The organism is Microbacterium aurantiacum (assembly GCF_040532595.1).
GTDB lineage: Bacteria > Actinomycetota > Actinomycetes > Actinomycetales > Microbacteriaceae > Microbacterium > Microbacterium chocolatum_B.
The window spans coordinates 34,337-59,815 of the sequence record NZ_JBEVYX010000003.1 but is presented as its reverse complement, the minus strand read 5'-3'; the positions used below and the strand labels follow the sequence as shown (position 1 = coordinate 59,815).

The window sequence follows — 25,479 nt, the reverse complement described above, 5'->3', positions numbered from 1 at the left end:
ATGCTTGCCTGCGCAGGTCTCTTCGTTGGCGGCGCCTTCGTCTCCGCGGTTGGGTACATCGGGCTTAGGCGAAGGCGCGGCACGGAAAGGGAACCACGACCACGATGACCAGTGCGTCGGGTTGCGGGCTTCGCGCGGCAGAGCATACGGCGCCGCACACGCGCGGGGGCGTGTGGTAAGGATGCGCGGGAGGAACGAACTGGTGACAGGTCCGGTTCAGGCCGCGCTGGCGGGCGACGCCCAGTTTGTCTCAGTAGTGGAATCAGCGTGGACGGGTTCCCGGGCTGGCCGGGGTGATCGTGATTCACGGGGGTGGGCCGTGACTGCTGACCCGGTGGTTCAGCTTGGCCGACATGCCATCTCGAGCGCGTTCGAAACCGTGCGGCAGATCCATGATCAGGTGGCACGATCAGCGATTTGTTGTAGCTTGGGCGGCTTCTCGCACGTCAGGAAACAGGCCCTCGGGTGGTGCGATGTAGGGCAGCGGCTCGCCCTTCTCGTTGGTGTTTTCGCGGTTCTTTCCCTCGCCGGCGGATGCGAACGGTCCTTCTGGGCTGAGGAGGATTGACATGTGGTGCTCGGCGTGGTCGCGGAACCATACCGACATGCCTGTCTGTGCGTCCTGCCGCAGGTGCTCCCACGCTCGCCAGAGGGCGTCGAGGCGTGCGACGGCTTCGGCGTACTTCCACCACTCCGCGGCCCAGAGCACCCGGTGGCCATCCACGCGGCGACGGTAGTTGGGGAGTAGGTAGCCGCGCACGAATTCGTCGACCGATCCGAAGTACAGTTCGGGCTCCTCGTCAGCTGGCTCCTTGTCCAGCTGGTCGAGCGCTGCGGCCACCGAGCGGCGCGCGGCAGTGGCCGCTTGCAGTTGCAGCTCCTCGACCACGGACGGATCGAGCTGTTCGGCCACTTCCGCGTCGACAACCTCGTTCGCGATGTCGCGGACGGCCTTTTGCAGCGCCCGCGCGAGGGCCGGCCGCGCCATGCTTTCGACGACCTCCGCGACGTCGAGTCCGAACATGCGTCCGGGCTCGGGCTCCGCGGTCGGTTCGTCGTCGACGTCGAACGGCTCGGCCTCGATCCCGTCGTCGCCCCAGTTGTCGCTCATCAGACGGCCTCTCGTAGGTTCTCCGTGCGTGCCACAGCGCGCACGGACTCCTGAGCCTCGTTGATCGTCCGCTGCGCCGCCGGGTCGTGCGCGGCGATCGACGCCTTCACCTTCTCGGCGTGCGGCCCGGTCATCCACGGCTGCGTGCGGATCAGCGTCGGGCGGTTCCCCGAGGACAGCACCACGGCGCGACCCTTCGGCATCGCGGACAGGTCCGCGACGTCCAGAATGCGCTCACGGTGGAGCTGCTGGTTCACGCTGCGCCCGCCGCGCCCGGACGACACCGAGGAAGCCTGACGGTCGTAGTCACCGATCAGCTTGGACAGCGATTCCAAGAACGTTTCTTCGGCCACACCGCCGCCGTAAACCTTGACGTTGGAGGCCGACCACAGCTTGCGCATGCCCGACTCGCCCCACACGTCGATGCCCTGTGACCACGACTGCAGAATGGTCATCAGGACGATTCCGCGCGAGCCGTAGTGGCTGTAGAGGTTCGGCAGCTCGCGCCAGCGGCAGACGTTCGCCGCCTCGTCGAGCACGCCGAGCAGGGGCACCGCGAGACGGCCCCCGGGGGATGCCGCGGCGATCTCTTCCGCGGCCTCGACGACTGCCACGGTCAGCGCCGTCACGAGAGGGCCGGCGGTGCCGCGGCCCTCCTTGGACAGCGAGTAGAGCGTGCCACCGCCGCGCACGAAGCCGGCAGGGTCGAACTGTGGGCGAAGATCGGTCTGCCCGATCGGGTTCACCCACGACGCCACCTGACGGTTCGTGAGGCACGAGGCCATTTGCTGCGCCGTGCCGTAGATACCGCCGCGCTGCTTCTCGGGGGCGGTGATGACACCGCGCACCTGGTCGGCGGTGAGCCGGTATCCGTGTCGATTCAGGATCGATACCGGTTCGTCCTCCGTGGGGCGCGTCAGCCAGGCGTAGACGTCCGTGATCGGTCGAGCATCGAGGGACGCTGCGAGCAGGAGCCCCGCAAGGAGATCCTGTCCCGCGGGGTCGAAGTAGGCATCCGTCTTGGCTCCGGGATCGCGCGAGCCCGACGCAAAGTGATCGGCGAGCTTGGCCGCTTTCACCTCGTCGGTGACGTAGCTGAGCGGGTTCCACCACCACGACGGATTCTCGAGCGCGATCCCCTGAGGATCGAACACCCACACCGGGCCGGCCTCCGCGCGCACGTCGCGAGTGGCGTCCACCACGTCACGCTTGTTCGAGGTGACGAGCACGCCGCCGGGGGCGTCGAGGATCGCCGGCACCGCGCGGGAGGTGGTCTTCCCGGTACGGGGCCCCCAGATGTCGATGTGCATGTCCTCCCACGTGCCCCACAGCGGCATCCCGCCGACCGTCTTACCGATCGGCACACCCAGCACCGGCTTGCCGTCGACGCCCTTCACGCCGAGACGCTCGGCCGACTGGACGGCGTTCTGTCGGCTCAGGCCGGCGACGTCCTTGCCGCGGCCCATGTACGAGCTGGCGCGGTCGACGCGGGTCCGACCCTTCCGGTAGCGGACAATGCCGACGATCGCGAAGACCGCCAGGGTGAGCAGGACGGCGCCGAAGACAGCGATGATCCACGTCGCGGATGCCGGCCACGCCACGCGGCCGAGGAAGAGCCCGATCGTGAGCGCGAACGGGTCGGACGGCAGCTCGGTCGCGGTGCCGTCGAGCTGCGCGCCCAGGCGCACCGCAACGTTTGTGAGGATGAGCCCTCCGACGACCGCGACGATGAGCGCGAGCAGCATCAGCGTCTCGGTGCCGAAGCCGCCCGGATCGCGGCGGCGGTTGTTGGGGGTGCTCATCAGACCGTCTCCTTCTCGCGTTCCTCGTGCTCCTCCACCAGCTCCTCCACCACGCGCAGCGCGCGCCGCGAGGTGCGGGACTGTTCGTACCACCGCTGGTTCGTGTCGCGGATGGAGCGCTCAGCCTCAGTGAGCTGCACCTGTACCGGGATGCCCGGTCGGGTGCCGACCTTCACGAGGAACTTGCCGCGGCCGGGAGGGTCAACCTCGCGGCCCGTGGCGGCATCCCACGCGGGCGGGTCTTGCCACCCGGTCAGAAGCTCTTGCTCAGCCTCAGAGAACGGGATGACCGTCGTGAGCTCGGGCATTTCGGTGTACGGCAGACCGCCGCACATGACCATGCCCGCGCGTTCGACGAAGCCCTTCGCCTTCAAGCGGTCCTCCTCCGGGAGAGCGCTCAGGTCGGCCATGGTGTGCGAAATCATCGCCGTGCCGACACCCACCTGTCGGTTGAGTCGGGTGAGGAAGTCCACACGGTCGACGATCCCGTTACCGGCGCGCAGGGCACGCCACAGCTCGTCCATGATGACGAAGTAGTGCCGGCGCGGTTCCAGGCCGGCGTCGGCGAGGACATTGGCGATGTTCACCGTGGCGAAACCGTTCGACCAGCACGCGAGCAGCGTCGCCGCGCGGAGGTCGCCCTCAGCCTCACCGATCGCGGAAATGTCGTAGACCACCGGACGGTCAAGGGCCATCGGGTTCGTCGTGTGGTGCGAGAACACACCACCGAGGCGCCCGGAGCCGTTCGCCAGGGCGAGCAGGGACGCTTCGAGGCCGCGGGTGATCTCCTGGTACTTGTGGAAGTCGCCGCGGTCGACGGCGACCTGTCGAAGTTCTTCCGGGCCTTCCTGCACGACGCGCAGCAGGTCACCCAGCACCGGAATGCCCTCTATCGTGCGATCGAGCACGCGGAGGGCTTGGTCGATGATCGACTCTTCGACGTCGGAGGGTTGCGCTTTCCGCTGGATCGTCAGCAGAGACGACACCATCGCCAGGCGGCGCCCGTGCGCGTCTTCCAGGACTTCGCCCGCTTCTTTCCGGAAGCCGGCGTCGGTGAGCCGCTGCGCGGCGTCCTTGGCTTCGCCGGGGTCGAGGACGTTGAGGTATCCGCGGCCGCGGCCGAGGGTGATGACCTGACCGCCGAGCGCGCGGATGACTTCCACGTAGTCGGGTCGCAGATCACCGAGCACGAGCGGTTGCACGCCGTAGCCGGCGAGGCCGATCGCCATGCGAGCGACCGCCGTGGACTTCCCAAGTCCCGGCTTTCCGAGGACGAACAGTGACGGGTTGCTGATGAGCTTTGCCCGCTGGAACCACGAAATCGGGTCCGCGCAGAGCGTCGCACCGGTGTGAATGTGACGGCCCAACGGGACCCCCACCATGGGCGTGCCGGCACCGATCGCGTACGGCCACAGCCCGCACGTTTGCACCGTTGTGCCCCGCCATTCGGGGACGGGTTGCAGGTACGTCGACATGCCGCCGCCAGGTCCGCTCCACCCGCGTGCGGTGAGCGTCCCGCCGGACGCGGTGGCGCCGGATTCGGTGTTCGTGCGCCCTGTGCGGACGAAGATTAGCGCACCCACCACGACCAGCACGGCGAGGCCTCCGAGGACGAGCAGCGCGATCAGGTCGGGACTCATCAGATGCCTTCCCTGAGTGCTGTCGGGACGGACACGTGTTTGGTGAGCACGAGCCCGAGGGGAAGCGTCGCGGCAAACGCGCTGTCCTGTGAGCCGTACACGGGCCGCAGCCGCAGACGCGCGGTGGCCCCGAGGTTGTCGACCGCGGCGCGCGCGTCGGCTTCCTTGTTCGGGTCGATGACGGTGGCGGTGACGAGGATACCGAAGTTCACCAGGCCTGCACCTGATGCCTCCTCGGATTCCGTGGCCTGAGCTGACCGCAGCGCGAGGGAGTCGCGCGCGGCCGGTTTGCGGGTTGAGGTGGCTTTGAACTCCGCCGCGCGCACGTCGGCTTGGACGAGCGCGGCGGCACGGGCGGGGTCGATCGGTTTGTAGAGCAGCGTCACGCGCTTGCGGGCGATGTCGCGGTGTGGGGCGAGTAGACGCGCCAGCACCCCCGATTGCACGAGGCCGCGGGGGGCTTGGGTCATCTGCCAGGTGATCGATGTTGCCGAGTCGTGCCGGTAGCTGTCCCAGTTCGCTTGCGCTGCGGTGGGGCCGACGTCGGCCCAGTTCAGGTCGGGCACTTCGCCGTTGGCGTGGGCGTCGTCGATCAGGGTCGCTGCGGCCGGGTCGTATGCGACGAGGATTGTCTCGCACAGCTCCTGAGCCGTCAGCGGGTGTGCCGCTCCCGCGCCGGTTGCTTGCAGGGTCGCGGTGAGGCCGGGAAGACGCGCGGCCAGCTCGCGGCCCATGTCCTCCGGGGTGCGCGGCTTGGCACCCTTGCGGGGTGCCGCCGCGAACGTCAACGCCACATACGCCTTCACCGTCGACGAGCCGGCGGGGTAGTTCATCACCACCTCACCGAGCATCGCCTTGGCGAAATCCGGTGCGTCCGGGTCTGTGTTGGTCTCCACCTCGCGGCGCAGGCGACGCCCCGAATCGGGAGCCGTCTCGATCGTGACCTGAGCGGCTTCCATTCCGGGCTCGTCGGCGAGGTTCCGCAGCCAGTGTCCCCAGTCGGCCACCCACAGGTCGACCTGTTCCTGGTCGACCAGCGCGGCACCGTCGGGTTCGGTGCCGATGACGATCGAGTACGTCTTCGCGTGCGGGTTGTAGATCATCGCGAACGGGCGGGCGTAGGAGTCTTCATGTTCGGAGAGGCGGGACTGCGCCGCCAAGCCAGGAAGCTGGTTCGTGCCCCACTCCGAGCGACCCAACGGGCCCGAACGGTACACGTTTGCTTTCCGTCGCTTCGTGGACGCCCACGCGGCACGGTTCGCGGTGCGTGAGAGGACGCTGCGACCGTCGCCGTCACGGACGGTCAGCAGCAGAATCATCCCCCCGAACACTGCGGCGGTGACGACGGCGTTGAGGATGTTCGTCGTCATCAGCACGACGATGACGATCAACAACGCCACGAACATCAGGCCCGTGCCGACCGTGCCGAGCCCCAGGAGGCCGGGAGAGGTGGGCTGACGCCAGTTCCCGTATGTGCGCACGCCCTTACGGCTTGTCTCTACGGTCACCATCAGCTCACGCTCCCTTCACCTGTCGCTTGATCGCCAACGTTCTTCGCCGCCCCCGACGCCGCCCGCACCCCCTGGGTTGCCGCACCGATCGCGACACCCGCGGCCACGCCGACCGGGCCACCCGCAGCACCCGCAGCCGCTCCACCCGCGGCAGCACCACCACCGGCGGCAGCACCACCACCGGCGGCAGCACCGCCACCGGCGGATGCCGCGGCAGCACCCGTACCACCACCCGCGGCACCCGAGGAGGCCGCAGCCCCCGTCGTGCCCCCACCGGCGTTAGACGCTTGCGCGGCCTGAGGGGCCGACTGGCCCCCACCGTTCGCGCCGGATGGACCCATCGAGCCCCTCGAGCCCTGCCCGCCCGTTGCGCCAGGACCGCCGCCCGCCGACGAGCCACCGCTCGAGCCGGTCGCCAGGCGACCCATGGCCGCAGCGCCCGAAGGCAACGCCATCACCGCCGCAGCCCCCAGCGCACCGCCGGCGCCGGCTGAGAGAGACGTGACGAGCGGGGTTACGAACCGCATCAGCGCGGGCAGTGCGACCAGAGCCAGCACCATGAGGATCAGGCCCGTGAGCACGGCGATGAAGCCGGACCCGTCGTCCTGGAAGATGTTCGTTCCGGTGAGCTGGAACGCGGCGGCGTAGACGATCGCCGCGGCGGGCTTATAGAGGATGAAGGCGACAAGCCAGCCCACGTTCTTCTTGAACCAGCTCTTGCCCATCTCCGTGTTGGTCGCCGCCGCCGACAACGGCAGAAGGCCCGTGAGGATCACGAGCATCCCGCCGCGGGCGATCATCAGCACGATCTGAGCCGCCGCCGCGAGGATCGCGACGATCCCGAGGATGATGACCAGAAGCGCCCCCAGGCCACCCGCGTTCAGATCGGCTGTCAACACCAGCAGGCGGGCGATGTTCTCACCGAAGCACGCGGAGTCGGCGCCGACGTCGCAGCTCAGCGCACCGTTGAGGATCCACACCGAGAACGCGTCGAAGGCCGACACGAGAAGACCCACGATGGTCACCCCGGCCCCGGCAACGACGATGAGAGTCAGGAGGCTCTTCACCGTGTCTTTGCCGGGTTCGGCGCGCTGTTCCCAGGCCATGCGGACGCCGCCGATGATGACCGACACCACCGCCGCCGCGCCCATGTACCACCACAGCGACGACTGCAGAAACAGCACCGTCCCGCCCGCCCCCTGCGGGCCCCGGGGCAGCAGCCCCGACACGAGGGCGGTCGCGCCGCTCATCAAGAACACAGCCCCGAGCACAATTCCCAGCCGGCCGGCGGCTTGAAACCCCTCGCCGTTCCGCATCCGAGTCGCTATCAAAGCGCCAAGGAGAACGATCGAGATCCCGGCCACGATGATCGAGATCCAGGTCACCCAGCCAAGCACCGTGATGATGCCGTCAGAGTTCGGCGCGGTGGTTCCGGCCGCGATAGATGAACCACCGCCGGTTCCGGTGAGGTTCGGGGTGCCGACGTTGACCCATAGCGTCCCGAGAGAAGCGACCGCTTTGCCGAAGGCCTCGAGCACCGCATTCGCCAGGTTCTCGATCGCGTCGCCTACGGCGCCACCAATGACGTCTCCGATGCAGTCCTGTGGGGAGACGATGCTGCACGCCACGTCTATTGCCCCCAGGCGATGTACCCCGAGGTATCAGGGATCGTTGCGAAATCGAACGGGTTGGCGACGTTGGCGTTGATCTTCCAGTCCCCGTCTTCCCAGATGAGGTCGTAGACAGTCGAGGCGGTGATGGTTGTTCCTTGGGTCGACCCCCGCACAGCGAGGTCGATCCGGGCGGTTTCTCCGTCGTACGCAAGCACCCTGAATCCCACGAGCTGAAGGCGAATGCCGGAGGAGTCCGACGTGTTCTCGGCGTCGCTCAGCAGGGACTCGCGGTACGGGCCGCTGCTAAGCCCGTTCTCAAGCCATGGTCGGACGAGCGTCGGCTCAGCCGGAATGGCTAGAGCCGTCGCCGCGGCAAAAAGGGCTCCGGTGGGGGAGTGCTGGAAGCACGTGGGTACACCCTCAGGGCTCGATGCGGCCGGCCCGAAAGTAGACGACGTCGGATACGCCACCGTGCGCACGTATGCCCACTCCGCGGAGGGTGCTGTGGTCACCGTCCCTGTCAGTACCTCTCCGTCCAGACCACACGCGCTCGCGCCGTTCGCGGCCTCGGATGCGTCTGGGGTCGGGGTCGGAGTAGCGGCAGGGCTCGCCGGACCAGGTGGTGGTGAGGCGGCTTCGTCTCCGCGGTTCAGGTTGAGAACGGTGAGGAAGATGGCGGCGATGATCAGCGCGGCCACCACGATTGCGCCGATGATGAAGCCGGGGCGGCTGAACGGGTTTTGCTGGGTGTCGTCCTCAGCCATGCGGGTGCGTCTCTCAGGCCCCGGCGAGGACACCGATCAGGGCGGCACCGCCGCCGATGACGATCGCGCCGGCCATGGGCCACAGAACCTTGGGGAGGGCGTCGTGGCCTTCGCCGCGGCGGAAGCTGACAGCGATGAGGATTCCGCCGATGATGATCGCGCCGCCGACGACGACGTATCCGATCCATTTCAGCCACGCGAGGATCGTGGTCACTCCCTCGGTTCCCGGGGGCTGCACGGGCTCGGGGTTGGGGATGAGGCCAGCGAGGTTGACGGCGGTGTGAGCCGTGGTCTGGATCATGTCGATGACGGACATGCCTTGCCTTTCAGTTGACGGTGCCGGTGGCACCGATGTCAGGGAGTGCGCGCAGCTCGTCGAAGACTCGCTGGAGGTCGCGCGGGATGGGGACGGAGGTGGGGTCTTCGAAACGCCAGGCGTCAATCCACGGCACATGCCAGGTGCGGGGACCGCCGCCGCCGATGATCGCGGCGCGATCGCGAAGGATCCGGGGGATGCGTCCGGGCGCATCGGCGATGACGATCAGCCCGAGCACGTTGGAGGGGGTGAGTCCTGCACCCCATTGACGGAGCGCGTTTTGTGCGGCGCGGAGCCCTGCGGCGTTCGAGCGAGCAACGATCACCACCTGTGAGGTGGTGCGGTCGGTGTGTCGGGGGAAGGCGTGGCCGGATGCGGCAGACCAGCCAGGGGTGAGTGCGGCGAGGGTGGATTCACCCGCCCCGCCGTGAGCGCCCACCCACCACACGGCGGGGGAGGGGCGTTGGTCGCGGATGGGGAGCCTGTCGACCTGATCCGGTGCGGGCACACCCCGTTGTGGAGCAACCGGCCCGAACGTTGACGGGACCGCGGTAATCGGTGCCTGGTATTCGGTCGACGCTGCGACCGGGCGAGAAAGCCACGGGTTCGTCTGATCGCTCATGCTGCCCCCTGTTCGCGTGACCTGGGGAATCACGCTTGCTCAAGGGTAGGCAAATCTGAAACGAATAGCCCGTTTCGCTACATTAGATTCTTTTCATTAACGATCGGGCTGTTTCTGGGTAGTCTTTGTGAAACTCAGAGAGGACATGGCTGTGCCCGACGCCATTGACGACCTATTCCAGCTTGACCCCCCGACACTCGGCCCCACGGAAGTGGCTGAGCGGCTGGGAACCACGAAGAAGACCGTATACGTCTGGCTCCGGGACGGCATCATTCCCGGCTACAGGGTGGGGACGACGTGGCTCATTCTTCGTGACGAACTGAAAGACACACTCCGCAACGGCGCGAACATTCGAGGCCGGAAAGCGGCGGCAGAAGCCGAGGGGACAGAGGGAGCACGGGACGACTGACATGCGGAAGACAGGTTTGATTCTTGCCGTCGCCACCCTGGTGATCGCGTTATCTGCCTGCACCACCCCACCGTCTTCGGCCCCGACCCCTGGTGTCGGTGGCGCAAGCCCTGCCTCGGCGACGCCGGAGCCGCTTCCGCCGGGTCCTGCGGGGTATGTCGATGACGCCAGCCGCGAGGCCATCACGCCCGGTCCTGTCCCGTCGTGGGATGCGTCCTCGAGGCAGAGCGCGATCACTGCCGCAGAAACCGTGATGACTGCCTACGCCCAGCCGACGGTTCCGTTCGAGCAGTGGTGGGCGCAGCTGCAGCCGCTTCTTGATCAGAAAGCCACCCAGGACTACGCGTACATGGACCCGGCCCGCATCGTCGCCTCCGGTGTCACCGGTCCCGGTGTCCTCACCGATGAAACGAGTGCGTACGTCGCCTACGTCGATGTCCCCACCGACGCCGGGGTGTACAGCGTGATCCTCAGCCGCGCCGACGCGGATGCGCCGTGGCTGGCGAACCGGTTCCTCCTGCCGGCTGGTGTGAACTAGCGTGGCGGGCCCGAAAAGCGGGGCGTATGCGATCGCTGCGGTGCCGCTGCTGTTCATCGGCACGCTCCTCGGCTTCGTCATCGTCGGCGATGAGGACTCGTGCGTGAGCACCGTCGCGGCGGGCGTCAGCGTCACCATCGACCCGGGATCCGTTCCGCAGACGGAGATCGCAGGGTACGGGCACGAGCAGCTCGTTAACGCCGCGCACGTCATCCAAGCCGGCAAAGACGAAGGCCTCACCGTCCGGGATCAGACCATCGGTGTGATGACCGCAATGGGGGAATCCAGCCTCCGGAACATCGACTACGGCGACTGGGAAACCGGCGGCGTGATCAATCCGGACGGCTCACGCACCACATCGATCGGCCTGTTCCAGCAGCAAGACGGATGGGGCACCCGAGAGGAGCGGCTGGACCCGTATGTCACGTCGACGAAGTTCTTCCAAGAGATGATCCAGAAGGTGCCGGACCGGGACTCCCTCGAGCCGACGATTGTGGCGCACCGCACACAGGTCAACGCCGACCCGTACCACTACGAGCGGTACTGGGCTCCGGCCGTGCAGATCGTTGAAGGCCTCACTGGCGCGCAGACCGGCCTCGGCGGCGCGAGCCCGGCCGTGTGTGGCGGTTCCCTCGTCCCCGGGGAGATCAGCGCCGCCGGGTGGGCGCTGCCGAACACCGGTCCAGTGACCAGCCCCTACGGTCCCCGCATCCACCCGATTTACGGCACCCTCCGCTTCCACGCCGGCATCGACCTCGCCGCCGGCTGCGACGCCCCGATCTGGTCCATCCAGGACGGTGTCGTCGTCGGCCGTGGCTTCGACCGAGGCGGCAACGGGTACATCAAGATCGACCACGGCGCCGGCATCGCCAGCCGCTACCTCCACATGTACGACAGCGGCATGTTCGTGAACGTCGGCGACAAAGTCACCGCCGGACAGCAGATCGGCCTCGAAGGATCCTCCGGGGAATCCACCGGATGCCACCTGCACTTCGAGGTCCACATAAACGGCGACACCGTCGACCCCGACCTCTTCATGCGCCAAGTCGGCGTGCCCCTCGGCTAGAGAAACGGAGACGACCATGACCCCCACCCGCGAACTCCCCACCAGCGTCCCCGGCTCCAGTTACTTCGCACTGTGTGGCGCTGCTGTCGTGATTGAAGGGGCCGCATGAACCCCATACAGCCCGCAGCCGGGCTTCATCGCGTGCAGTCCTGGCCACGACTGAGCGCGGAGCTCAACGACGACGGCACCGGCACCCTCACAGTCAACGGCGTCACCCGAGCGTGCGCGGCCGAGTCAGTCTCCGCCCTTCGGACAGGTATGGTCGCCCGCGCCGTCTCCTACGCGGTCCGGCTGCGCCGCCCCGTACGTCTCGACGTCACCGAGGGCGAGGACAGCTACCCCCTCGCCGTGCGCCCCGAGGGGTACGTGCAGCTTGTCGACGCTCGGGGATTCATCCCACCCGCGGTCGGACTGAGCATCGACGAGGGCCGCTGCCGGCACTGCCGACGGTTGCAGTCAGTCTCCTCTCGCTCGTGCGTGCAGTGCGGCATCCAAGAGCCGCTGCGCGTCGAGGTGCCACCGCACGAAAGAAGCAACGCCAATCATCGATCCGGAGCCGGTGCCCCGCGGGTCAAGAAGAACCCTCTGGACACGCCTGCCCGGGACGGAGCTGCAGCAGAGGCAAGTAGTCAAAGAATCTCGCAGCGGGCTTCCCGGACAGCGGATGGCGGTGGAGCCGCGAGTGCCAGGCATCAGCCCGCGCTTCGGCTGGCTTTCGGTCCCCACCACAGCGTCATCGTTCCACGTAGTGTCGTCATTGGTCGAGATCCACTTGGCATCGACGGGAGGCATCCTGTCGCGGTTGCTAGTCCTGGCCGCCAACTCTCCCGTACACACGCCGCAATCGATGTCGATGCGACCGGCCGTATTTGGGTCACCGACCTCGGCGCCGCCAACGGAGTCGAACTACTGACCATGTCACGGCAGCACGTGCTGGCCACGGGTGAGCCCACGGCGATCCCGGATGGCACAACGCTGCTACTGGGCGATGTCGAGTGTCTGGTGAGGCTCCAATGGCCAGGATCACTCTCGTACCCATCCGACGGCAACCACGATCTTCGGTGAATTCTAGCTCTGGTGATGGTCGCGGTAACGCTTCGGTCCAGGCCGCTGGTTTGACCCCGGTGACAGTCCCGGGGTCAAACCAGCGCTGGGCTCTACGGCGTCGTGGTCAATGTCCATCCAAGCGCTGACGAGATGTCAGTGACTCCTGTAGAGAGGACCGTCGAGCTACACCACCGAAAGTACGGGCTCACGTTGGGGTCGCCAAAACCCGGTTCCCCACTGCAGTTCACGCTTGCGTTGACGGTGGCAGAGATGATGGTGGCACCATAACGTTTCAGGGTCCCGCCGACGTTAACGAGCATGTAACCCGGGCCCCCGCTGTCGCCGTTACCGACGGCGGGCGTGTTCACGGATTGCTGGGTGAGGTACCCAGTGACGGAGCCGAAGCCAGTCACATTGACGGTGCTCTTGCTTTGGACGATGTTTCCGCAGATGAGGCCTGACGGCTGGCCCGAGTAGCAGATTTCCGCTCCGACCGGGGGTGTTGCCGCGCCGTTCAGCGCGGTGTAGGTCGCGCTCGTGCTGTTGCCGGTGTAAAAGCCAGGGTTATTGAAGGTGGTCTCGATGATGGCGCCGTCGTATGCGACAGTGCTGAGCGATGACGTTCCGTTGTTTCCGTAAGGGAAGACGGTCGCGCCAGTGTCGTTGGGGTAGCGGACCCACTGCCCGGACTGACAGTGGGCCGCAAACATCACCCCTTTGGCGCCCGCCGCATTCTGGGCAGGGAAACCTGTTGTGCACGAACCGACAAGGGTGCTCCCGTTCCATCGCCACACCTTTGCTCCGCCCAGGACGTAGATGTCGTTCTTTCGTGATGCCAGGTCAACTGTGGCACGACCCTCGATAGTCACCGGCAGCCCGACGCGTTGACTGAACTCCTCGATCACTGCATCTTCTGCAGCCCGCCGGGAACCCGCGTCCGCATTTGAGGTCAGCTGCACTTCGACGCCGTCACCCTCCTTGGGGATCGTCACGATCGCTATCAGCGACTCGTGTTCGGCGAGCAGTTGATCGCGTGCCTTCCGGAGATCTGCGGGAAGGAACTTGGTCTGCTGGACGGAGATCGCCACTTCGCTATTCGTGAGCAGCTCTTTCAGGGTGGCGTTGGGCTCACCGAACCACCACACTCCGATACCAGAGCGGTCTGGGAGGATCTCGACCACGTTGAACTGAGGATCGTCCTTGAGTGAGGTCTCGATGGATGTCGCTGTCTCAAGCAGCGTGCCGGTCACGACCGGTAGAGCCAACCGCTCGCCCGGGTCGTCGTAACTCGATGCCGTTAGCGGTTCCGGGAGAGCATCACTCAGCGTCAGGCTTTCGTCCGGCTTAGGTGGGCTGGTGGTCGCCGCTGACGTCGGTGTGACGCGCAGCTTATGCTCCAAAACGTGTGGTTCCTGAGCGCTTGCGATACTTGGCGCCACCAGCGCGGCACCGGCTACGGCAATGCAGGCGCCAACAGCGGCCCACCGACGAAACTTCATACCTTGCTCCTCTTCCTTCGGGAACGGCTCCCAGTAAGGAATGTCCGGGACCCAGCTATTGGTTCCCAGATCATTAGGGCCGGGGATCGCAAGGTTGCTGGATTGCGGGCTGTGCCTCCAGAGTCGGCGAATCGGACGGAGCGTGTTCTGGTGTCGGCGATGCAGTCTGCGCGACGTAATCGCAAGGGACGAGATTGTTGCTTGAGGGCCCTACAGCGAGGAAGATCGCGATGGCCGCTGTTGCTGTCGCAGCTGTCAGCGCTGCGAACGCGAGAAGCTTCACCTTGCGTCGAGGGTGCCGTTGACGACGAGCGAGATCGCGAGCGATCTCGCTCGTCAGGGCCTCTTCGATCTTCTCTGATCGAGGCATCCGACGGTCGTTTCTCACGTGCTGCCCCCCGTCCGGAGTCGAAGATGGTCGAGCCTGTCTTTTAGTCGCGATTTGGCGCGAGAGAGTCTCGACTTCGCCGTTCCCAGCGGAATTCCCAGTATGCGGGCAGCCTCTTCCATCGGTACTTCTTCCAGAACACAAAGGATCACGATGGCGGCTTCAGCTTCTCGCAGCTCCGCAATTGCCGCGCGGACGTCATCAGCGTGATTTTGGTCGTCCAGGACGCGAGCGATCTCATCCGCATGATCAGGAAAGTGCTCCGGAGGCGGCAGCCTTGCCAGTAGGCGACCGTGCCGAGAGCGGCCGCGGATGTGGTTTCGACATATGTGAGAAACGGAAACCATCAGCCACGGGCGCACAGAACCGTTGACGAATCGCACGCTGTTGCGCTTTCGCCATAGCTCCATGAACGCTGAGCCCACGACCTCCTCAGCGTCCGCGGAGGAGCGGACGATGTTGAGGGCTAGCCCGTAGGCAGGCGCCTCGTGTCTACGGAAGATGATCCGAAAGGCAGTCTTGTCTCCCGCCGCAGTCAGCTCCAGGAGCTCAGCGTCTGTTTTTCCATCAGGGTTCATGCTTTGGGCGCTCACGTCGGGTCCGACTCTTTGAAGGTTACAGGCAACGAGCGAGCGCGTTCGGTCGCGGTCTCGACCGCAAGTCCGCACTTCCATGCCGCTCGACGCGCGAAATCGGTAACAGCTTGGGACCACAAGCGTTGGTCGGCGCAGGTTGGAGCGCGGGCGGCGTACTTGCTGATAATCAACGTTATGTCAGGTTGTAGTTGTACTACTTGCGAGATCCGCAATCGCTGCAGAAACGGATAACGCCTCGCCCGCCCCCCTGAAAGCCGATCTGCGGGCGGCATGGCTCGTCGGCCGCACGTGTACTGGCTGATGTCAGACGACAGTCTGCTCACACTTCAATCTGGCTGGGCAGCTACCGTCATGGCTGTGATCGCGACGGCCATTTGTGGCATCAGCGCCGTCGTCTTCGCGTATTGGGCGATAAGCCGCCCAGCTTGTCGTCGGCTCTGGTGATGGTCCGTCATGGCCGTCGCCGGCTCCGTGATCTTCTGGTTCGTGGTCACCACAACCGCACTCACGTTTGTCTACCCCGCTCCCTAGACAACCGCGGTTCGCATCGCGATCTAGGTGCCCGGGAGCAAGCCGAGATTTTCGGTTCGGCTGGGGGGCAGTGCTTGTCTGGCGAGCAGGCCTTGCGGGGTCGGCGACGCTCGCGGTCGTATCGGCTTCGAGTTGGCTGCGGAGGGCCGTTCGCGCGCGATGATATCGGCCTCGCACGGTCCCCTCTTTCTTTCCGAGGATGCTGCTCGCTTCGGCCAGGGAGAACCTTTCCCAGTAGACAAGGCCGATGAGCGGGCGATGCGGATCCACTGCGTGATGGCGGAAATCAACGAGACCGGTATTCGGTGAGACTTCGCATTAGTTCTGACAGATCAATGTCGAGGACTGTGAACACGCCAACCAGGGTTGCAAGCGTGGGATTTGCGACGGCACCGGTTCCGGAAAAACCGCGCTCCAGAGTGTTATATGTGCCGCACGAAATGCCTGCCTGCAGCGCTACAAACTCTTGGGATACCCCTTGGCTGAGTCGTGAGGTGTGCATAGCGTAACCCAACCGCGACACAGTCCCGCGCTGCTCTCGTTCAAATGCTTTCTAAGCTGCCATGCACGCCCCCCCGGGATGTCCTGATTGGTGATGGTAGGCAGTCGGCGTCGCGATGTCTGTCCTCCGAACGGGGGACATGTGGAAGCATGCGCGGCTTCAGTTCACCGGCGAATGCTTCGTGGTGGGGGCGATGTGAAGCTGGTCTTAGGGATCGACACGGCGACTAGACCTCGCGTGTGACCTCTAGGGCACACATACGCAACGGAATCTATTGCATCGACGACTATTGCGACCGCAGCTACCGTCCCGGAGATGAGCGGACGCAGCGTCCGCTGCCGACGGGGAACCGTGTACATCTCGAGGAGGAACTGACATGGAACACTCAATCTCACGCGGGTCGGGGAGGAGGTGGTTTCGTGTCGCAATCATTGTCTTCGCGCTCGTAATCGCCGCTGTGCCCCTCGCTAGACCCACGCCGGCCGCGGCGGTTTCGGATCGATGCCAGGCTGGGGTCATTTTCATTGGTGTGAGAGGGACCGGCGCCAACGCCGGAACCAACCCATCGGGTCCCAATCTCTGGTTGAGCGGTGGGCACGGCGACCAAGTGGAGCCGGTCAGGGCGAAGTTCGCCGCGAGTCTGGGCTCCTATCTCTGGTCAGCGAGTCTGAACTACCCCGCTACAGGTCCTGGAAGCTACATCACCAGTCAACAGACGGGGACACAGCGTTTGATCAATGAACTCAACCTGATCACGGCTTGCGTGTACGACCCGCCGATTGTACTTGCCGGCCATTCTCAGGGAGCGGATGTCATAGCACAGGCGCTTGCGCACAACGGACTCTCAGACGCAGCTAAGGCCCAAGTCAAGGCAGTCATTCTTTACGGCGATCCGCTGTGGAAGGCTGGTATGAACTTTAATGCCCCGGGGTACGCGTCCTCGGGACATGGTTTGCTTGGTGGGCGAGGCGCCTACTGGACGGACCGTCTGCAATCATGGTACTGGCAGTACGGGTGGCCCTATCAGGGAGCAGGTCAAGGATACTTTAGTCGGATCCGGTCCTATTGCTTCACGAATGATTGGGCGTGCCAGAATCTCTTACAGAGCACATCCACTAATTCGACGCACAACTCGTACAAGAACATTGCACAAAGCGCATTCGAATGGGCGCAATACATGACTGCAAACACGAATTGAGGTGAGCAAAATGACATCGGCTCCGCCTGTCCGGCGGCTACCACACGCGACAGGGTTGTTGGTCGTACAGATCCTCGTGTCGCTCGTGCTCTGCTGGCTGATGTATCTCACTCCTCTCAATACGGCGCATTGCACCGACTCCTGTGACTACGCCGCCCTCTCACTCGCCGTCAACGCGTTCTTTGGGCTTGCTTTAGCGGCGTTGGTTGCGTCCGGCGGCGGGGTTGTCTTACTGAGAAACCGAGGCTGGTGGGTGCTAGCTCCGCCGATGGTCGCGATCGTGATTGTTTCGGGTGGCTTTGCCGTCGCTACTCAGGTGGCCTATTTCGCGATGCGGTTCTGAGTCGACGCACGTTTTCCAGCAGATCGTTCATCCGGCGGGGTGGCACATCGCACGGCGTCGTGCGATGTGCCACCCCGGTTCGATCGTCCGCCCAGTGCTCGGCTCGCACCGATGGGTGCGGTGCTGAGACGCACCGTAGAGCACCCGCTAGCAAGTCAGATCTCAGGTCGGCTAGAAGGGGGCAGTGCTTGTTTGGCGAGCAGGCCTTGCGGGGTCGACGACGCTCGCGGTCGTATCGGCTTCGAGTTGGCTGCGGAGGGCCGTTCGCGCGCGATGATATCGGCCTCGCACGGTCCCCTCTTTCTTTCCGAGGATGCTGCTCGCTTCGGCCAGGGAGAACCCTTCCCAGTGGACAAGGCCGATGATGTCGCGATCAATGGGGTCCAGCGCCGCGACGGCGTCGTGCAGGTCCTGATGTTCGCTGGGATCGGTGAAGCCTGGATTCGGGGTGGTGGAGAGAGCCTCCCGCAGTCGATCGGCAACGGCGCGCTGGCGCCGAGCTCGCCGCTGATGGTGCATCAGGACATTTCGTGCCACACCGAACATCCAAGGTCTGATCTCCTCGTCGACGGCGGGCAATGGAAGGCACGACGCCACACGATCAGGAGCGTCTCTGCCAGGAGGTCTGCCGCGTGGTGAGGAGGGTCGACTCGACGGGCGAAGTAGGCCAGCACGGCTGGCGCGTGGGCTTTCGCGGCGGCTTCGGCCCGGGCGGCACGACCATGGATGGACGCCATCACCGCGCCTCAGGCAGACACGTCATTCCCCACGCATCGACGGCTCGATCGGTTGTCTCGATACCGTCACTGAGCCAGTGCACTCCGGGGAAGGTCTCGCCCACAAACTCCTGGAGAACCGGCGTCAGGCTGCTCGTCACGCGAGTTTCGTCGTCTGCGTCGCCCGTCATCAGGTGATCACTGTCGTCGTACAGCTGCTGACCGAGTCCCGACCAGTCCCGGGCCACGATTGTTTGGTCGAGAATCGACCGGTCCCCGGGTTGCGGGTGGCGGAGCTCGATCCACACCCGGCTGGTCTCCTCGTGACCTGACTCCGTCACCCAGGTGATGGGGATGGGTTCAACCAGGACCCCTGAGGGCAGCTCTACCGTGGTGGTTGGCTCCCGTGATGGGCCTGGCGCGGCCACACAGAGCGATTCGCGCGGGTGCCAGTGAGTTGGCGTTCAGCTCGCGCCTTCGGCTACATCGACGGCGATCTTCGTCAACGTTTCCTCCGCTGGCAGCGTCGCCTGCTCGGCCGGTGAAAGCTCGTAGCGGCTGACGGCCACCGGTTGCGTCGATCCGGCCAAGGAGTATCTGACGACCGTTTCGTTCTTATCCGCGACGAGAAGGATGCCGACCGTGGGCGCGTGCAGCTCAGGAATCCGCATCCGATCGTCCACCAATGCCACGTAGAAGCCCAGTTGCCCGGCGTCGCGTGGGTCGAACTTGCTCGTCTTTAGCTCCACGACCACGAACCGCACCTGTTGCCAGTTGAAGAACAGCAGGTCCACATAGAAGTCGTCGTCATCTACGTCGAAGTGCACCTGTCGGCCCACGAATGAGAACCCGGCCCCAAGTTCGCGGAGGGTCTCCACAACGCGCAGGGTAAGTCGCTCCTCGAGCACCCGTTCGCTGGCGTCGGAGTCGATCGCGAGGAAGTCCAACGCGTACGGATCCTTCGTGAGTTGTTGCGCGAGGTCAGAGTCGGCACGCTCGAGCGCTGATGCGAAGTTGGACGGTGCCGCGCCCACCCGCTCGTGAAGCCGCGTGGCAATCTGATGCTGCAGGACAGATCGGCTCCACCCGTTCCGAACATCCTCTGCGGCGTACCAGTCCCGAAGGTGCTGGTCGTCGAGCTTGTCGAGCAGCTGAATGGTGTGGCTCCACGGCAATTCACCAACAGGCTGTTGGCGAATTGTGTCTTCGCTCGGCCAAGCCTCAGCGAGCCGCCGCGCATACCGCAGGTTCGACTCCGAGAATCCCCTCATCGTCGGGAACTCCGCGCGTAGATCAGCGGCCAGACGTGTCAGCACACGACTCCCCCAGGGTTCGACGGCTTGCCGCTCGATGAGGGTGTTACCGATGTACCACCACAACGCGATGACTTCAGTGTTCGCGCGTCGTTGGACCTCAAAACGCGCCTCATGTGCTCTTCGAACGATCTGAGCCAGCGTCATGTCATACCCGGATGGAAGGATCTCGGTCACTCCCCCAGCATCTCTCACCCCCACCGACAGAGCCGTCGCTGTCCCAATTTGCCAACGGTGTGTTGGTGAATTGACGGCGGCCGTGACCGTCAACGGACCGGGGTGTTTGCGACACGACTTGACGACACGATGGTAGGCCGCAGCGTCGCGCATCTGCAGTTGTCGAGCACGCACGCGCCGCCGCCGCCAGCGAAGCGCCGGCAGGCAGAGGGCTCCTGTCGGTTTCGTGGTCGGATCTACTTCTCCGGGTGCTGCAGATCAGACAAGAATCGATCGAACTCAGCTTCCGCTTCCGCACGTTCTCGATACTCGCCCAACGAAATTCTTTGCAGCGGCATCCCGTCCACCTTGAGCTCTACGGTGAGCGCGATGCCGACTGCGCCGCCGCGATAGACCGCCTGCACACTCACGAGATGATCCGCGTTGATCCAGAGAGAAGGCTTGCCGGACGAATCCAGAATGGGGAGCAGCCGCATGCGGCCACCATACTGAGGAACCCGGGACGCGCCATGCGTCCCCTCCCTCGAGGGGTGGCTCGAGTGAGCGGCTTCGTCGATCCCGTTACGGTAATCGCAACACGCCGAGTCGTTACCGTAATCGAAACCGCTTGAACCTCATGCTTGAGCCATGGGAAGACCACGTAAGGGCGATCGGGTGGCGATCGCCGCGAAGCCGGAGCGCCCCCTTGCAGAAGTGATTCAGCGCAACGCGACGCTGCTGGGCTTCAGCTACGGGGACTACCTCGTTTGGATTGCCGCGAACGTGCATAACATGCCCGAGCTCGCACCCCAGCCCACCAAGACTTTGGAGACCCTGGACGGCCTCAACCCGCAGGACTCCCCCGCCGACGTAGACGACTACGCGCGCGGGTCCATCCCTAGCATCGCGACCTTGAGGGAGATGAGCCACCAGATCGCAAGCTGAAAAGAAGAGGCCCCGTCCGAAGACGGGGCCCCCGCAAACATTTCGCCGGACCTCAGCGACCAAACCTCTGGTCCGGATAACCATCTGACATTTCTGCCTGGAGGTACTTTTATGCTACCCGAACCCCGCTGCGCGCGGGCGGATTCTCGTACCCGAGTGCCGCGTGTCGCTGCTGGCATCTCTTCAACGTCGAGGGGCCACTCCCCCAGCTCGACACGGCGGACACTCACGTGACGACTGTGCCTCTCTCGCGCACCGCCTCTTCGGTCATTGCCGCCGACCCGCGCGCCTCCGAAGATGATGGTGTACACACCATTAGCGTCAAACGCATGACGGCGCGCAAACTCCCCCGCAACACCCGCGTGGACCCCGCGCGTCTCAGCTTGGTCATCGAACGGCGACGGAAGACGCGTCTGGAGCAGTTGGCGCTGCACCTGAACGTGTCCTCTGCTGCGCTGCTGGAAGCGATGATCGACCACCTCGACGAGGAGCTCACCGTCCGCGGTGTCCCGGTGTGGTGGCCCTCCCCCGAACTCAAGGACGGAGAACTCGCCATGCCGCCCGAGTAAAGCAATAGGCCCGGCACTTTGGCGAGTGCAGGGCCTGAAAGCTGAGTCGCTCTTCCGACGAACTGTTTGGCGACGGAGTCGGAGAGCTAAGTGTGAGGAACCGGTTGGCGCCGGGGCCGTTTTGTACCTACCCGCAGGGAGGAGATGACTAGATGGTAGACCGACCCCATCGTGGTTCGCGTGCATTGACGCCCGAAGACCGCATCGGCGTGTCGCGCTTTCTGACAGCGCTCCCCACTTCTCTTCCCCGCGCGTCCGTCGCCCCCATGAGCTCGCAGCCGGCGTCGCCGACTGCGCATGCTGCGTCGACCCCGCAGCGCACCGACCACTGCATGCTCCCGCAGCTGCTGGCAGACCGCACGGAAGGAGAGCTCCGGATGCCGCCGTAGATGAGTCAGGCCCCGCACTTTGGCGAGTGCAGGGCCTGGAAGCTCTAGGTGCTCGAACCGACATGAGTTTGCCGACCGCCGTCGGGACGAGCGATGTGAATTTGGACCCCTGACATAAGGGGCGTTTGTCATGCCCACGAACAAGAGGTGATCGTCATGGTAGTCCGCAACCCCAGCGCCGGTGAGACAGTCGACCCCTTCGGCGTGTCGCCTTACACCCTCGATGAGGTGTGGGCGCTCACCCGTCGCCTGTCACCCAGGGCAGACGTTCGTGTGGCCAGCCGCGCAGCCTCCGGTGAGATCCTCAACGAGTACGACCGACTGTGGCCTCTGGCCGAGTCCGCTCCGACGACGACGTGGGCGATGCTCCTCGCCGACGACGACCTCCGCTACCGCTACCTCTGCTTCGACTTCGACACCAACAGCGGCAACGCGCGCCGAGACGCCGAGCGGATGGCGTACTGGCTCTCCGAGCTGAACGTCCCCCACCTGCTGTGCATCTCCGGGCCGTCCGGCGGCCGCCACATCTGGGTGCGCCTGCTTGAGCCCGAAGACGCCCACGCCGTGCGCGAAGTCGCACTGCTCGCCAAGAGTCTCCTTCCCTCTCTCGACCCGCAGCCGCTCCTGAACCCGGCTGCAGGGTGCGTCCGCCCGCCCTACGCACCACACCGGACGTCCGGGTACTCCAACCCCGTCGGCGACCACGGCGCGATCTCCGAGCACAGTGCGCCGGACGGCTTCCTCGACCAGCTCCACGTTCTGCTTGGCGACCTCGGCGCTGAGCTGCCGGCCCCGCAGACTGCCCTCCCGCACGGCATCACCGTCGACGAAGACGGTCAACTACGCCTGCGCGGCGCCCGCCGTCCGCTCAGCATGAAGATGGAGGCCGTACTGCACGGGCCCGCCGGCACGGACACCTCCCACACTCTCGCGCGCGTCCTCATCGCATGCGCCGACGCCCGCTGGGGATACCGAGACATCGCCGAGCTGCTCCCGACCGCACCCAGCCTCGAACACGCCCGCACCCGCCGTATCGGTGACCGCCGTGTCGCCCGGACCACCCAGCAGGTCACCAAGGTGCTCACCGCCGCCTGGCGATACGCAGTGGCCTTCGTCGCAAGCAACCCGCGCAAGACCGCCGGCGACGACGCCGGTTACCGCGACCGCGTCAGCACTGTGACCGCTGCGGTCCAGAAGGCGCTCGCACGCGCTGATGCTCTTCCCGGACTGTGGGCAACGCACAACGGACGGGTGGGAGGGACCCACAGCCAGCGAGCAGTTCTTGACGCCCTCTGCCTGTACATGCTGCAGAGCGCCCAGCACGTTGTGGAAGCCGACGTCCGCCGGCTCGCCGCCGACACCGGCTATGGCAGGACCACCGTGCACACCGCTCTCCGGGCACTCGCCCAGGACGACATGACCTCGCCGTGGATCGAGCGGGTTGGCGAGCCGGAAGGCCCCCACGCGCAGCGATACAGACTTCACCCTCGCTTCTCCACAGAGGAACTGAGACAAGACCGGACACAAGCGCGTATGCGCGCCAACCACGACCTCCACCCCCTCTACCGGGCGACCATTCGGGAAATCGGAACACGGCTGGAACTGCTCGCGCACGACGTCTTCGCAGCTCCAAGAAGTCTGGGCCGCACGAATGGGCTCCTCTACAAGCTCACCCCGGAGAACGGGGTCTCCTCCACGTCCGAGCTGACGCTCCGTTCAGGGGTCTCCCCTGAGATGATCCGGAGACGTCTTTCACAGCTGAGTGCGGCAGGGCTCATCAGTCGTGAAGACGGCGGGTGGCGCCGCCTCTCCCCCACCGTTCGTGACTTCGTCGCTCGCAGATTGGACGTCGACGGTTACCTTGCCGAACGTCGTCGCCGATATGACGAGGAGCGCCTGATCTGGGCGTGGTGGCAGGCGGAGATCACCTGGATGGAGAAGAAGGCGAAGCACCGCCGTGGACGACGACCCACGCACTTCGAATCGGATCGAGCTGACTACGCTGCGTACCCTCGCGGGCCCACACGCCGAGCAGACCACGCGCAAGCAGCGCGGCTGGTGAAGGCCGGCTTCCTCGAACGAGGTCTCGCTCTCGCTGCTTAGCCGATGGAGAGCTCGTCAGGCCTTTGGAAGGTACGCGTCGAGCGCGACGACGATCAGGAACGTGCGCGAGGGCGCGCCGAACTGCTCGGCGAGATCCGTGAGCACGTCACGGTTGGTCTTGGTCAGACGAACCCGGTGTATGACCTTGGGCTCCCCGTCCCCCACCCTCACCGGCGTCTTCACATTGCCCGACCGCTCGAAGAGCGTGCGCTTCGGCTTGTCTTCCTCACCGAGAGCTTCCTTGACCAGCTTCGGCAGATCATCGACGGTCGCCTCAATGGCGTCGAAGAGAATCACTTGGCGTGAGCGTCTCGTCTGAAGACGGAAGGCGAGGTACCGGTCCGAAATCGACTCCGGAAGGTAGAACGACATCCCCGACTCTGCCGTCTCCGTGGTCTTCTCCGGCCGCTCTGCAGGAGGGACAGTCTGCGACCCCGGTCGGGCCGCCTTTCTTGCCGAGGGCCGCCGCCGCTTCTCCCCCGGATCGTCCGAGTTCTTCGCGGGGATCTCCGCGGCGCTCGGAGATTCGTGGTGGTCGGCTTCCTTCGGATCGGGTTCAGTGTCGAGTGCCGGCGAATCGACGACGTCTGCCTCGACAGTCGGAGAGGCCGGTGCCGGTGTGGCTGCCGGCGTCGGCGCCGGCGCGACGGCAGCCTTCAAAGTGTTCGCCAGATCCAATCGAGCCATTGTCAGACCTTCCGCTCGCTGAGGCTATCGCCGCCGTTCGCCCAGATGCTTGTCAGCTCGAGCGACACCATGGTGTAGTCCTGGATCGCCGCCTGGCTCGCCCGAGTGTCGTTGTACTGCGTCACCACGCGTCCTTCAAGGGGCATGTCCTCGACCAGCGCGGACATGCGGATGTGATTGGTGAAGCGCGGGAGCCCGGTCTCGCCGGCGAAGAACTCACCGTTGTCGAGCAGCTCCTTCCACGCGTCCAACCGACGATCACCACGCGCACGGTTGACCCTGTTCAGCAACAGTCGGTAGGGCACGTTGTTCGGTCGCACGTAGTCCCGGACGGTCTCGTGGACAGGGTCGATGTCGACGAAGGCTGGCGTGATCGGGAGGATGGCGAAGTCCGACTGAGCCAAGACGGCGTTGAGCACCGGAGCTGCCTGAAGGTTCCCTGGCGTGTCCACAACCACGATGTCGTGATCGAGCCGGCGAATCTGAGCGATGACATCCGGATCGGTGTTGCTGGCGAAGTCGAACGGCAGGTCATCCCCCGCTCTCTCTGCCCACGAGGTCGACGTCCTCTGAGGATCGACGTCGACCACCAGAACCCTGTTCGCTCGCGACAGCGTGGCCGCAAGGTTCATCGCCGTCGTGGACTTCCCCACGCCGCCCTTCTGGCCTGTCACCGAGATGACTCGCATCCCACTCCCCTACTTGATTCGTGTCCGAGGCCTTCGACTTTTCTGTGCATCACATCCGCATCACATGTGTGCACATGGTGCAATTACACCGCAGATGATGCGCAGGCTCCGCGCCTTGCGGACGTGTTCTCCGTGTTGCTATTGCACGGGGTGTTCGCATACTCCTCGGCGTTAGCCCGCAATGCATGCGCAGTGGCAGTGCAGTCCTTACACGTCCCACGCTAGTGGACCGCAGCCGTGACACCCAGCAGTTGTAGCGCGTGTCTTCTACAGAGCGGCTGGAAAGGTTCCCCAGGATTGCCGTGGACAACGCATAACTTTTCCGCCGGTGGTGTGCCATGTTCGCGCCGGTGCTGTGGTTACGAGCCCGGCCTGCTGCGCAAACACAGTGTGGCAATACATAGAGCAGAGCGCGT

26 protein-coding genes are annotated in these 25,479 nt (G+C 65.1%); 9 read left to right on the top strand and 17 right to left on the bottom strand.

The window, feature by feature from the left end; genetic code table 11:
- Window positions 1-409: 409 nt before the first annotated feature.
- From ABXJ56_RS15650 to ABXJ56_RS15615, 8 genes are read right to left on the bottom strand one after another with little or no spacing between them, the layout of a single operon-like run.
- Window positions 410-1,111 (bottom strand): DUF4913 domain-containing protein, encoded by a 702-nt coding sequence (locus ABXJ56_RS15650; protein ID WP_354000650.1) that lies wholly within the window; start codon window positions 1,109-1,111, stop codon window positions 410-412.
- Window positions 1,111-2,913: a type IV secretory system conjugative DNA transfer family protein gene (locus ABXJ56_RS15645; RefSeq protein WP_354000649.1), complete on the bottom strand. Its 1,803-nt coding sequence runs from the start codon at window positions 2,911-2,913 to the stop codon at window positions 1,111-1,113. The genes ABXJ56_RS15650 and ABXJ56_RS15645 overlap by 1 nt, the downstream gene beginning before the upstream one ends.
- Window positions 2,913-4,553, bottom strand: coding sequence for an ATP/GTP-binding protein (locus tag ABXJ56_RS15640; protein ID WP_354000648.1), 1,641 nt, complete (start codon window positions 4,551-4,553; stop codon window positions 2,913-2,915). Before ABXJ56_RS15640 ends, ABXJ56_RS15645 begins: the two co-directional genes overlap by 1 nt.
- On the bottom strand, window positions 4,553-6,064 hold the full coding sequence (locus ABXJ56_RS15635; protein ID WP_354000647.1) for an SCO6880 family protein: 1,512 nt from the start codon (window positions 6,062-6,064) through the stop codon (window positions 4,553-4,555). The genes ABXJ56_RS15640 and ABXJ56_RS15635 overlap by 1 nt, the downstream gene beginning before the upstream one ends.
- Window positions 6,064-7,692, bottom strand: coding sequence for a hypothetical protein (locus ABXJ56_RS15630; RefSeq protein ID WP_354000646.1), 1,629 nt, complete (start codon window positions 7,690-7,692; stop codon window positions 6,064-6,066). Before ABXJ56_RS15630 ends, ABXJ56_RS15635 begins: the two co-directional genes overlap by 1 nt.
- A gap of 2 nt (window positions 7,693-7,694) precedes the next feature.
- Window positions 7,695-8,441, bottom strand: coding sequence for a hypothetical protein (locus ABXJ56_RS15625; RefSeq protein WP_354000645.1), 747 nt, complete (start codon window positions 8,439-8,441; stop codon window positions 7,695-7,697).
- A 13-nt stretch (window positions 8,442-8,454) separates the two neighbouring features.
- Window positions 8,455-8,757, bottom strand: a complete 303-nt coding sequence (locus ABXJ56_RS15620) for a hypothetical protein (RefSeq protein ID WP_354000644.1) — start codon at window positions 8,755-8,757, stop codon at window positions 8,455-8,457.
- Between the two features lie 10 nt (window positions 8,758-8,767).
- A complete protein-coding gene (locus tag ABXJ56_RS15615; protein ID WP_354000643.1) occupies window positions 8,768-9,265 on the bottom strand; it encodes a DUF6668 family protein in 498 nt (165 codons plus the stop codon).
- A 265-nt stretch (window positions 9,266-9,530) separates the two neighbouring features.
- Here ABXJ56_RS15615 and ABXJ56_RS15610 point away from each other — a divergent pair, with 265 nt between their 5' ends.
- From ABXJ56_RS15610 to ABXJ56_RS15595, 4 genes are all read left to right on the top strand, one after another.
- Window positions 9,531-9,788: a helix-turn-helix domain-containing protein gene (locus tag ABXJ56_RS15610; protein WP_354000642.1), complete on the top strand. Its 258-nt coding sequence runs from the start codon at window positions 9,531-9,533 to the stop codon at window positions 9,786-9,788.
- Window positions 9,789-10,041: 253 nt separating this feature from the next.
- Window positions 10,042-10,326, top strand: a complete 285-nt coding sequence (locus ABXJ56_RS15605) for a hypothetical protein (RefSeq protein ID WP_354000641.1) — start codon at window positions 10,042-10,044, stop codon at window positions 10,324-10,326.
- 1 nt (window position 10,327) lies between these two features.
- The gene (locus ABXJ56_RS15600) at window positions 10,328-11,392 is read left to right on the top strand and encodes a M23 family metallopeptidase (RefSeq protein WP_354000640.1); all 1,065 of its coding nucleotides are present in this window, start codon (window positions 10,328-10,330) and stop codon (window positions 11,390-11,392) included.
- A 105-nt stretch (window positions 11,393-11,497) separates the two neighbouring features.
- Complete coding sequence (locus ABXJ56_RS15595; RefSeq protein WP_354000639.1) at window positions 11,498-12,457, top strand: FHA domain-containing protein; 960 nt, start codon at window positions 11,498-11,500, stop codon at window positions 12,455-12,457.
- Between the two features lie 92 nt (window positions 12,458-12,549).
- Here the strand turns inward: ABXJ56_RS15595 and ABXJ56_RS15590 are convergent, their stop codons facing one another.
- From ABXJ56_RS15590 to ABXJ56_RS15580, 3 genes are all read right to left on the bottom strand, one after another.
- Window positions 12,550-13,938 (bottom strand): hypothetical protein, encoded by a 1,389-nt coding sequence (locus tag ABXJ56_RS15590; protein ID WP_354000638.1) that lies wholly within the window; start codon window positions 13,936-13,938, stop codon window positions 12,550-12,552.
- 384 nt (window positions 13,939-14,322) lie between these two features.
- Complete coding sequence (locus ABXJ56_RS15585; protein WP_354000637.1) at window positions 14,323-14,919, bottom strand: RNA polymerase sigma factor; 597 nt, start codon at window positions 14,917-14,919, stop codon at window positions 14,323-14,325.
- 306 nt (window positions 14,920-15,225) lie between these two features.
- Window positions 15,226-15,723 (bottom strand): RNA polymerase sigma factor, encoded by a 498-nt coding sequence (locus ABXJ56_RS15580; protein ID WP_354000636.1) that lies wholly within the window; start codon window positions 15,721-15,723, stop codon window positions 15,226-15,228.
- A gap of 608 nt (window positions 15,724-16,331) precedes the next feature.
- Here ABXJ56_RS15580 and ABXJ56_RS15575 point away from each other — a divergent pair.
- Together ABXJ56_RS15575 and ABXJ56_RS15570 are read left to right on the top strand one after the other, a co-directional pair.
- On the top strand, window positions 16,332-17,153 hold the full coding sequence (locus tag ABXJ56_RS15575) for a cutinase family protein (RefSeq protein WP_354000635.1): 822 nt from the start codon (window positions 16,332-16,334) through the stop codon (window positions 17,151-17,153).
- Between the two features lie 76 nt (window positions 17,154-17,229).
- Complete coding sequence (locus tag ABXJ56_RS15570; protein ID WP_354000634.1) at window positions 17,230-17,496, top strand: hypothetical protein; 267 nt, start codon at window positions 17,230-17,232, stop codon at window positions 17,494-17,496.
- A 171-nt stretch (window positions 17,497-17,667) separates the two neighbouring features.
- Here ABXJ56_RS15570 and ABXJ56_RS15565 read toward each other — a convergent pair whose 3' ends face one another.
- The 4 genes from ABXJ56_RS15565 to ABXJ56_RS15550 form a co-directional block, all read right to left on the bottom strand.
- On the bottom strand, window positions 17,668-18,015 hold the full coding sequence (locus tag ABXJ56_RS15565; RefSeq protein ID WP_354000691.1) for an RNA polymerase sigma factor: 348 nt from the start codon (window positions 18,013-18,015) through the stop codon (window positions 17,668-17,670).
- A 217-nt stretch (window positions 18,016-18,232) separates the two neighbouring features.
- The gene (locus ABXJ56_RS15560; RefSeq protein ID WP_354000633.1) at window positions 18,233-18,520 is read right to left on the bottom strand and encodes a hypothetical protein; all 288 of its coding nucleotides are present in this window, start codon (window positions 18,518-18,520) and stop codon (window positions 18,233-18,235) included.
- Between the two features lie 156 nt (window positions 18,521-18,676).
- A complete protein-coding gene (locus ABXJ56_RS15555) occupies window positions 18,677-19,702 on the bottom strand; it encodes a PDDEXK nuclease domain-containing protein (RefSeq protein ID WP_354000632.1) in 1,026 nt (341 codons plus the stop codon).
- Window positions 19,703-19,938: 236 nt separating this feature from the next.
- On the bottom strand, window positions 19,939-20,178 hold the full coding sequence (locus tag ABXJ56_RS15550) for a hypothetical protein (RefSeq protein ID WP_354000631.1): 240 nt from the start codon (window positions 20,176-20,178) through the stop codon (window positions 19,939-19,941).
- A gap of 178 nt (window positions 20,179-20,356) precedes the next feature.
- Here ABXJ56_RS15550 and ABXJ56_RS15545 point away from each other — a divergent pair, with 178 nt between their 5' ends.
- The 3 genes from ABXJ56_RS15545 (at window position 20,357) to ABXJ56_RS15535 (ending at window position 23,687) form a co-directional block, all read left to right on the top strand.
- Window positions 20,357-20,626, top strand: coding sequence for a hypothetical protein (locus ABXJ56_RS15545; RefSeq protein WP_354000630.1), 270 nt, complete (start codon window positions 20,357-20,359; stop codon window positions 20,624-20,626).
- Between the two features lie 329 nt (window positions 20,627-20,955).
- A complete protein-coding gene (locus ABXJ56_RS15540) occupies window positions 20,956-21,195 on the top strand; it encodes a hypothetical protein (protein WP_354000629.1) in 240 nt (79 codons plus the stop codon).
- A 536-nt stretch (window positions 21,196-21,731) separates the two neighbouring features.
- Window positions 21,732-23,687 carry a hypothetical protein gene (locus tag ABXJ56_RS15535; RefSeq protein ID WP_354000628.1) on the top strand — a complete coding sequence of 652 codons (1,956 nt, stop codon included), beginning with the start codon at window positions 21,732-21,734 and terminating at the stop codon, window positions 23,685-23,687.
- A gap of 15 nt (window positions 23,688-23,702) precedes the next feature.
- On the opposite strand, the gene ABXJ56_RS15530 is transcribed toward ABXJ56_RS15535, so the two are convergent.
- Together ABXJ56_RS15530 and ABXJ56_RS15525 are read right to left on the bottom strand one after the other, a co-directional pair.
- Window positions 23,703-24,365, bottom strand: a complete 663-nt coding sequence (locus ABXJ56_RS15530; RefSeq protein ID WP_354000627.1) for a hypothetical protein — start codon at window positions 24,363-24,365, stop codon at window positions 23,703-23,705.
- An 11-nt stretch (window positions 24,366-24,376) separates the two neighbouring features.
- Complete coding sequence (locus tag ABXJ56_RS15525; RefSeq protein ID WP_354000626.1) at window positions 24,377-25,063, bottom strand: ParA family protein; 687 nt, start codon at window positions 25,061-25,063, stop codon at window positions 24,377-24,379.
- Window positions 25,064-25,479: the final 416 nt, after the last annotated feature.